Annotated in this window: 6 protein-coding genes; 2 read left to right on the forward strand and 4 right to left on the reverse strand. The window is 72.8% G+C overall.

Annotation, left to right across the window (positions count from 1 at the left end):
* Position 1: 1 nt before the first annotated feature.
* Genes ACGFNI_RS16175 through ACGFNI_RS16185 form a run of 3 tightly spaced genes read right to left on the reverse strand, consistent with a single transcriptional unit; the run spans position 2 to position 2,381 of the window.
* The gene (locus ACGFNI_RS16175; protein WP_393684236.1) at positions 2-973 is read right to left on the reverse strand and encodes an ABC transporter substrate-binding protein; all 972 of its coding nucleotides are present in this window, start codon (positions 971-973) and stop codon (positions 2-4) included.
* Positions 970-1,644: an ABC transporter permease gene (locus ACGFNI_RS16180; RefSeq protein WP_393684238.1), complete on the reverse strand. Its 675-nt coding sequence runs from the start codon at positions 1,642-1,644 to the stop codon at positions 970-972. The genes ACGFNI_RS16175 and ACGFNI_RS16180 overlap by 4 nt, the downstream gene beginning before the upstream one ends.
* Positions 1,641-2,381, reverse strand: a complete 741-nt coding sequence (locus tag ACGFNI_RS16185; RefSeq protein WP_393684239.1) for an ABC transporter permease — start codon at positions 2,379-2,381, stop codon at positions 1,641-1,643. Before ACGFNI_RS16185 ends, ACGFNI_RS16180 begins: the two co-directional genes overlap by 4 nt.
* Positions 2,382-2,621: 240 nt before the next feature.
* Here ACGFNI_RS16185 and ACGFNI_RS16190 point away from each other — a divergent pair, with 240 nt between their 5' ends.
* The gene (locus ACGFNI_RS16190) at positions 2,622-3,458 is read left to right on the forward strand and encodes a polysaccharide deacetylase family protein (protein WP_393684240.1); all 837 of its coding nucleotides are present in this window, start codon (positions 2,622-2,624) and stop codon (positions 3,456-3,458) included.
* Between the two features lie 174 nt (positions 3,459-3,632).
* Here the strand turns inward: ACGFNI_RS16190 and ACGFNI_RS16195 are convergent, their stop codons facing one another.
* On the reverse strand, positions 3,633-4,955 hold the full coding sequence (locus tag ACGFNI_RS16195; protein WP_393684242.1) for an alpha/beta hydrolase: 1,323 nt from the start codon (positions 4,953-4,955) through the stop codon (positions 3,633-3,635).
* A 636-nt stretch (positions 4,956-5,591) separates the two neighbouring features.
* On the opposite strand from ACGFNI_RS16195, the gene ACGFNI_RS16200 reads away from it, so the two are divergent.
* Positions 5,592-7,082 (forward strand): vWA domain-containing protein, encoded by a 1,491-nt coding sequence (locus ACGFNI_RS16200; RefSeq protein ID WP_393684244.1) that lies wholly within the window; start codon positions 5,592-5,594, stop codon positions 7,080-7,082.
* Positions 7,083-7,242 lie beyond the last annotated feature (160 nt).

Below are 7,242 nucleotides of genomic sequence, written 5' to 3' on the forward strand. Positions count from 1 at the left end.
CTCAGGGCTTCTTCGGCAGCAGGCCCTTGGACGTGAGGTAGTCGCGGGCCACGTCGGCGGGCAGCCGCCGCCAGCTGTCCACGCGCTGGTTGAGGCGGGCCAGGTCGGCGGTGGTCAGGACGGAGTTGAGGCGGTCGAGTGCGGCGGTGACACGGGGGCTGCCGGCGCGGGCGCGGTTGACGACGGGGATGACGTGGTCGGCGTTCTGGAGCTTCTTGTCGTCGGCGAGCACCACCAGGCCGAACTGGTCGAGGGTGGCGTCCGTGCTGGTGGTCAGCACCATCTGGTCCTGGCCGTTCTGCACGGCCTGTTTGGCGGGGGTGGTGCCGACGCCCTTGGGGTCGACGGCCGTGACGTCGATGCCGTACGTCTTCTTCAGGCCCGGCGCACAGAACGGCCGCTGCACGCACTCGTCGCCCGCCGCGAGCCGTACCGGCAGCTTCGCCCGGCCCAGGTCGCTGAGGGTCTTGAGGCGGTGCCTGGCCGCGTAGGCGGCGCTGACGGCGAAGGCGTTCTGGTCGACGGCGCGGCCGGGTGCGAGGGCGGACAGGCCGCGCGGGGCGGTCAGCTTGCGCAGCGCGGTCATGGTGGTGGCGAGGTCGGGGGAGGCGACGGGCGGCGCCTTCGGGCCGTGGGTCTTGGCGTTGAGCCAGTCGGCGAAGGTGGCGGCGTACTCCGGGACGACGTCGATCTGGCCACTCTCCAGGGCGGGTTCGTACAGCTCGCGGTTGCCGACGGTGAGGATGTCGGCGTGGAAGCCGGCCGCACCGAGCAGCGCCGCGTACATCTGGGCGAGCAGCTCGCTCTCGGTGAAGCCCGCCGAGCCGATGGACAGGTCGTGCCCCTCGCCAGGTGACGCGGTGACGGTGCCGCGGTCCTCCAGGGACGGGCCGCCGGTGCAGGCCGCCAGGAGGGCGCCGCACAGCACGGCGGCGGGTACGCGGCGGCGCCGCCTGGGGGCGGCCGGCGTCATCGCATCCGTCCGCGCACCCAGGCCGGCGCGCACCGCTGCCCGGCCTCGAAGGCCGCCTCCATCAGCAGCGCGAACACCGCGACGACGACGGCGCCCGCGACGACCTGCGGGGTGGAGGCGAGGTTGAAGCCCGCGGTGATGATCCGGCCGAGGCCGCCGCCGCCGACCAGCGCGGCGAGCGTGGCGGTGGCCACCAGCTGGACGGCGGCGATCCGGATGCCGGTCAGCACCAGCGGGAAGGCCAGCGGCAGTTCGACCCGCCACACGAGCTGATGGCCCGTCATCCCCATGCCCCGGGCGGCCCGCACCACGTCCTGGTCGACCTCGCGCATCCCGACGTAGGCGTTGGTCAGCAGCGGCGGGACGGCGAACAGCACCAGCGCGATGACGGTCGGCCACTGCCCGTGCCGCCCGAGCGGGGTCAGGAGCAGCAGCACGAGGATGGCGAAGGTGGGGACGGCACGGCCGATGTTGGCGAGGTTGACGGCGAGGGCGCCGCCGCGCCCGAGGTGGCCGAGGGTCAGCGCGACGGGCAGCGCGATCAGGCAGCTGACGGCGAGGCAGCCGACGGTGAGCCAGAAGTGCTGGACGAGGCGGTGCCAGATGCCGTTCTCACCGGACCAGTGGGCGGCGCAGGTCAGCCAGGACCAGACCGCGGAGAGGGTGTTCACGGGCGCCGCCCGGCCGCGGCGACCCGGCGCGCGCCCGCGCCCCGCCCGCGCGCCGGCCGCCCGGTGCGGGCCCGCCGCCACGGCGTGAGCAGCCGCTCGGCGCCGAGCAGCAGCAGGTCGAAGACGACGGCGATGAGCACGCACAGCACCGAAGCGGTGAGCACCTGCGCCTTGAAGAAGGAGTTCATGCCCGCGTAGATGAGGTTGCCCAGACCGCCGTGGCCGACGATCGCGCCGACGGTGGTGAGCGCGACGGCCGAGACGGTGGCGATCCGCAGCCCGGCCATCGCCGCGGGCAGCGCCAGCGGCAGTTCGACGGTGAGCAGTTGGCGGGTGGGCCCGTAGCCCATGCCGCGGGCGGCGTCCTTGGCCTCTGCGGGTACGCCTTCGAGGCCGGCCAGGATGTTCCGGACGAGCAGGGTCAGCGAGTACAGCGCCAGGCCGGCCACGACGAGGGTCGCGGACAGGCCGTAGAGCGGCAGCAGCAGCGAGAACATCGCCAGCGACGGGATCGTGTAGAGCACGGTGGTGATGCCGAGCACCGGGCCGACCGTCCAGCGTCTGCGGCGGGCCAGCAGCGCCAGCGGGAGCGCGATCACCAGGCCGAGCAGGACGGAGACCACGGTCAGCTGGACGTGTTCGAGCACCGCGTCGAGCAGGATCCGGCGGCGAGTGCTCAGGTAGTCGCCGCAGATCCAGTCGTTGCGGGCCAGGCAGTCGTCCGGCGGTGCGGTCACGGTACGAGTCCACCGCGGGCGGTCCCGGGTGTCGCGCGGGCCGCGTCCGATCGGGGCGGGGGAGCGGGCGCGGGCCGTCGCGGGGGGGGGCGTGCGGTGGCCACAGCGGGCGCGCTCCGGCCCCCACCCCCACCTATACATCGAGTGTGTACTCACTAGGTATAGTTCCCTCCCGGGTGGTCGCCCCGGCCAGGCTCCGACCCCACACATCTGTTGCCCGACCCCGGAAAGAGCCCCGCAATGCCGAAGCACCCCCGCGCCGCCACCGCCCGCCGCCGTTCCATAGCCGGGCTGCTGGCCGCCACCTCCCTGACCCTGGCGCTCAGCGGCTGCACCGACTACGACGTCACCGCACCGGCCGACGCACGCGACGACGCCCCCGCCGCGGCGGTCAAGGCCAAGGACGCGAAGCTCGCGGCGGACGCCAAGAACGGCGCCGGGGCCAAGGACGCGAACGGCGACGACGTCGACTGCCGCAAGGCCAAGTGCGTCGCGCTCACCTTCGACGCAGGCCCCAGCGAGAACACCAACCACCTGCTGGACATCCTGAAGAAGGAGAAGGTGCACGCGACCTTCTTCATGCTCGGCAAGAACCACATCGCCGAGCGCCCGGCCGAGGTGAAGCGGATCGACCGCGAGGGCCACGAGCTGGCCAACCACACCTGGTCGCACCAGATCCTGACCGACATCAAGCCGGCCGAGGTCAAGCGTGAACTCTCCCGCGTGCAGGACCAGGTCCACAAGATCACCGGCAAGACGCCCAAGCTGATGCGCCCGCCGCAGGGCAGGACCAACGAACAGGTCTCCGAGATCAGCAAGGAGCTCGGCCTGTCCCAGGTCCTGTGGAGCGTGACCGCCAAGGACTACCAGACCACCGACTCGAAGCTGATCACCAAGCGGGTGCTCGACCAGACCGAGAAGGACGGCGTCATCCTGCTGCACGACATCTACAAGGGCACCGTGCCGGCCGTCCCCGGCATCCTCAAGGAGCTGAAGAAGCGCGGCTTCACCATCGTGACCGTCTCCCAGCTGCTGTCGCCCGCGACACCCGAACCGGGAATGGCTTACCGGCCGTGAAGGGACGGGCGGGGCGGGGGTGTTGGGGGCGGGGCTGAGGTGTTGGGCGGGCCGGGGCAAGCCCTGGAACGTTTCGGGGGTGGGCGGGCCCGTCCGTCCCCCCCCCACCCCCGAACCCACCCCCGCCCCCTCCCCCGTAGGGGGAGAGGGGGGAGGGGGCGGGGGAGCCGAATCTCAGCCGCGCCCGGCCGGCTCGGCCTCCGCCCGCCGGTCCTCATCGGGCCTGGACGACGGCGCGGCCGGCGCCCCCGGGTGCGCGGCGCCCGGCCCCTGCTCCTTGCCCTTGCCGTGCTCCGCGCCCGTACCCGGCCGCTTCTTCGCGGGCGCCGCCTCGACGTCCTGCGGGAACGTCAGCTGCTTGCTCTGCCACTCCAGCGCAGGCACCACCTCGCGCCGCCAGGTCGCGAACTGGTGGCTGCCGCGCGGCAGGATGATCGAGTCGACGGTCATCGGCGCCTTGACGGCGTGGATGAACTGCATGGTGGCGCCGTAATCCGGCTCGCCCTTACGGCTGCTGGCGACGAGCGCGGAGACCTGCGGCGCCGGCAGGTGCTTCAGCCGCCACAGCAGGTCGTGCTCCCGCTCGCGCTTGGCGCCCTCGGGCCCGGCGCCGAACAAGCTGCCGGTGGTCAGGTCGTCCTTGATCGCGTAGTCGCCGGAGAGCGAGACGGCCGAGGTGTAGATCTTCGGGTTGCGCATCGCCAGCTGGAGCGAGCAGCTGCCGCCCGACGAGTAGCCGAACGCGCCCCAGGCGCTGGGGTCGTGGCCCACCCGGTACGCGGACTTCATGGCGTCCGGCAGGTCCTTGGTGAAGAACGTCTCGGCCTGCGGGCCGCCCGGCACGTCGACGCACTCGGTGTCCCGCGGCGGCGCGATCGTCGGCCGCACCATCACCATCACGGTCGGCTGCATCGCCCCCTTGGCGATCAGCTTCCCGGCGTTCTGCGGGATCTGGAGGTGCTGTGCGAGGTTCATGATGCCGCCGGGGTAGCCGCTGATCACGACCATGACGGGGAACCGCTGGCGGCGGAACTGCGGCTGGAAGTACTGCGGCGGCAGATAGACGAACGCCGGGTTGATGGCCCGGGTCCTGCGCCCCACGATCCGTACCGACTCCATCTTGCCGACCTTGTCGGCCGGGCCCTGCGGCAGCCCCGTCACCCGGTCGAGCCCCTGCGGCCCGGCAGGCTGCACAAGACCGCCCTTGACGTCCCCGACGGACGTGTACTGCCCGCCGCCCTGGCTCACCGCCACCGGGGCCTTGTCGTTGTTGCCCAGCAGGTCGTCCCAGCTGCCGTAGAACTCGAAGCTGTTGTTCACCGCGAGGGCCAGCGCGCACACGATTGACACCTGGGTCAGCACGATCGCCCCGAGCCGCCCCAGCAGGACCCGCGCCCCGCGCCCCGACAGCCTCGGCCACAGCCACACCGTCAGCGCGACGAGAATCAGCGCCAGCGCGACCACCGTGTATTCGAGCCATGGACTGGTCAGCCCCATGCGCCTGCATCTCCCGTCACCCTCGCGAGGGCTTTTGCCCTGGTACCGGTCACCGGCCGCCCGGAGCGAACAACGGACGGTCCTGGCCCTATCGTCACCGGATAAGACGGGCGCATCCGACCATCGGATACCTGCCGGACCCTGTTCTTACCCAGCTCTTGCCGGGCTGTGTCCGGGACGTGATGTGCGGCCCGCACGGCGGGAAGGACGGCGGCCCGCCCCACGGGAAAAGCGACGGGCCGCACGCCCCCCGGGCCCGCGATGTGCGCGTACTGCCGCCCCGCTCAAGGGAGTTGTCCCGCCACGGCCCGCTCCCCCGCCACACGGCCGCCCGCCCCGGACGCACAGAGCGGCACACGGGCATCCGCGTCACTCCGGCCGGACCCGGGCGCACAGCCCGTCCCGCCCGCCGACGCCACCGTGTCCCCGTAGTGGATCTTGGCCGCCACGGGCCCGCCGCCCGACCGCCCCCGCATCCCACCGGCACACTCCCCCCTGCGCCCACCACGCGGCACGCGAGGTCCCACGGTGACGCCGGGGATGGCCGCTACCCTTACGTATCCGTCCTGGTCAGGGACATGTCCGTAGCTTCAGGGACATACGCCGCACCCCACCACACGCAAGAGAGGTCCGCCGATGGGCATTCGGAGTCTGCTGCGCAACGCTTTCGGTCGCTCCAAGGCGACCCGCGAGGAGTCCGGCGCGGCACCGAGCGGCACGGAAACGCCGGAACCGGCCACCCCGTCCGCCACCATCCCGGAGGCCCGCGAGGAGTCCGCCCCGGGAGCCGCCAAGGCCGCATCGGCGCCGGAGAGCGAGTCCCCGGCAACCGACGCACCGGTGGCCGAAGTCCCGGCCGCCCGCACGGCCCCCCTCGAATCCACCCCGGAACCGGCCGCCGAACCCGCCGCCCCGGCCACCGCATCGCTGCCCGCCCAGAGCTCCCCGGTGGACACCGAGGCGGAGACGCCCGCCCCCGCCGAGGCGGCGACGGACGCGCCCGAAGCGAACGCGCCCGAGGCGGACGCCCCTGATGCGGACGCCGCGGAGAAGACGGGGGCCGCGGAGGCCACCGAGCCCGAGGAAGCCGCCGCACCCGAAGTCCCGGCAGCAGCACAGCCGGAGACGGAGCCGGAGACGGAGCCGGAAACGGAGCCGGAGACGAAGGCTAAGGCGGAGCCGGAAACGAAGCCGGAGCCGGAGCCGGAGCCGGAAACGAAGGCACCGGAGCCGGAGCCGGTATCGGAGGCACCGAAGGCACCGGCGCCCGCACCGGAATCGGAGCCGATCACCCCGGCCGACCCGACCACCCCGGCCGACTCGATCACCCCGGCCGACCCGACCACCACCCCGGCCGACGCCACCACCCCCGCACCATCAGCCTCCTCCCCTTCCCCCTCCCCCACCGCCATCTCCCTCACCAAGGTGGAGGCCACCGCCCCCGGCCTCGTCAGCCTCTACAAGTCCGCGGGCGCCGTCCTGGACAAGCACGGGCTCGGCACCCAGCGTGCCGCCGTCTACCTCGTCCTCGACCGCTCCGGCTCGATGCGCAACTACTACAAGGACGGCACCGTCCAGCACCTCGCCGAGCAGGCACTCGGCCTCTCCGCGAACCTCGACGACGACGGCACCGTCCCGGTCGTCTTCTTCTCCACCGACATCGACGGCACCGCCGACCTCGACCTGGCCCACTACGAAGGCCGCATCGAGGAACTGCACGCCGGGCTCGGGCACATGGGCCGCACGAACTACCACTGGGCGATCACGGCCGTGGTCGAGCACTACAAGAAGTCCGGCTCCACCGCCCCCGCTTTCGTCATCTTCCAGACCGACGGCGCCCCCACCTCCAAGCCCGCCGCCGAAAAGGCACTCTGCGAGGCCGCCGGGCTCCCCATCTTCTGGCAGTTCATCGGCTTCGGTGACCCGGAGGCCAAGGGCTTCGACTTCCTCCGCAAGCTCGACGACCTGGCCGTCCCGGACAAGCGCGTCGTCGACAACGCCGGTTTCTTCCACGCAGGCCGCGACCCCCGCGCCCTCTCGTCCGACGAGCTGTACCAGCAGCTGATGGTCGAATTCCCCGAGTGGCTCACCGAGGCCCGCGCCGCAGGCGTCCTGAAGGACAACTGACCACCGCACCACCCCACTTACCCCACCGGGGGGGGGGGGGGGGGGGGGGGGGGGGGGGGGGGCCCGCCCGCCGCCGCCCCCCCCCCCCCCCCACCCCCCCCACCCCACCCCCCCCCCCACCCCCCCCCCCCCCCCCCACCCCCAACAGAACCACAAACAC

This window comes from Streptomyces sp. NPDC048644 (genome assembly GCF_043199105.1).
GTDB lineage: Bacteria > Actinomycetota > Actinomycetes > Streptomycetales > Streptomycetaceae > Streptomyces.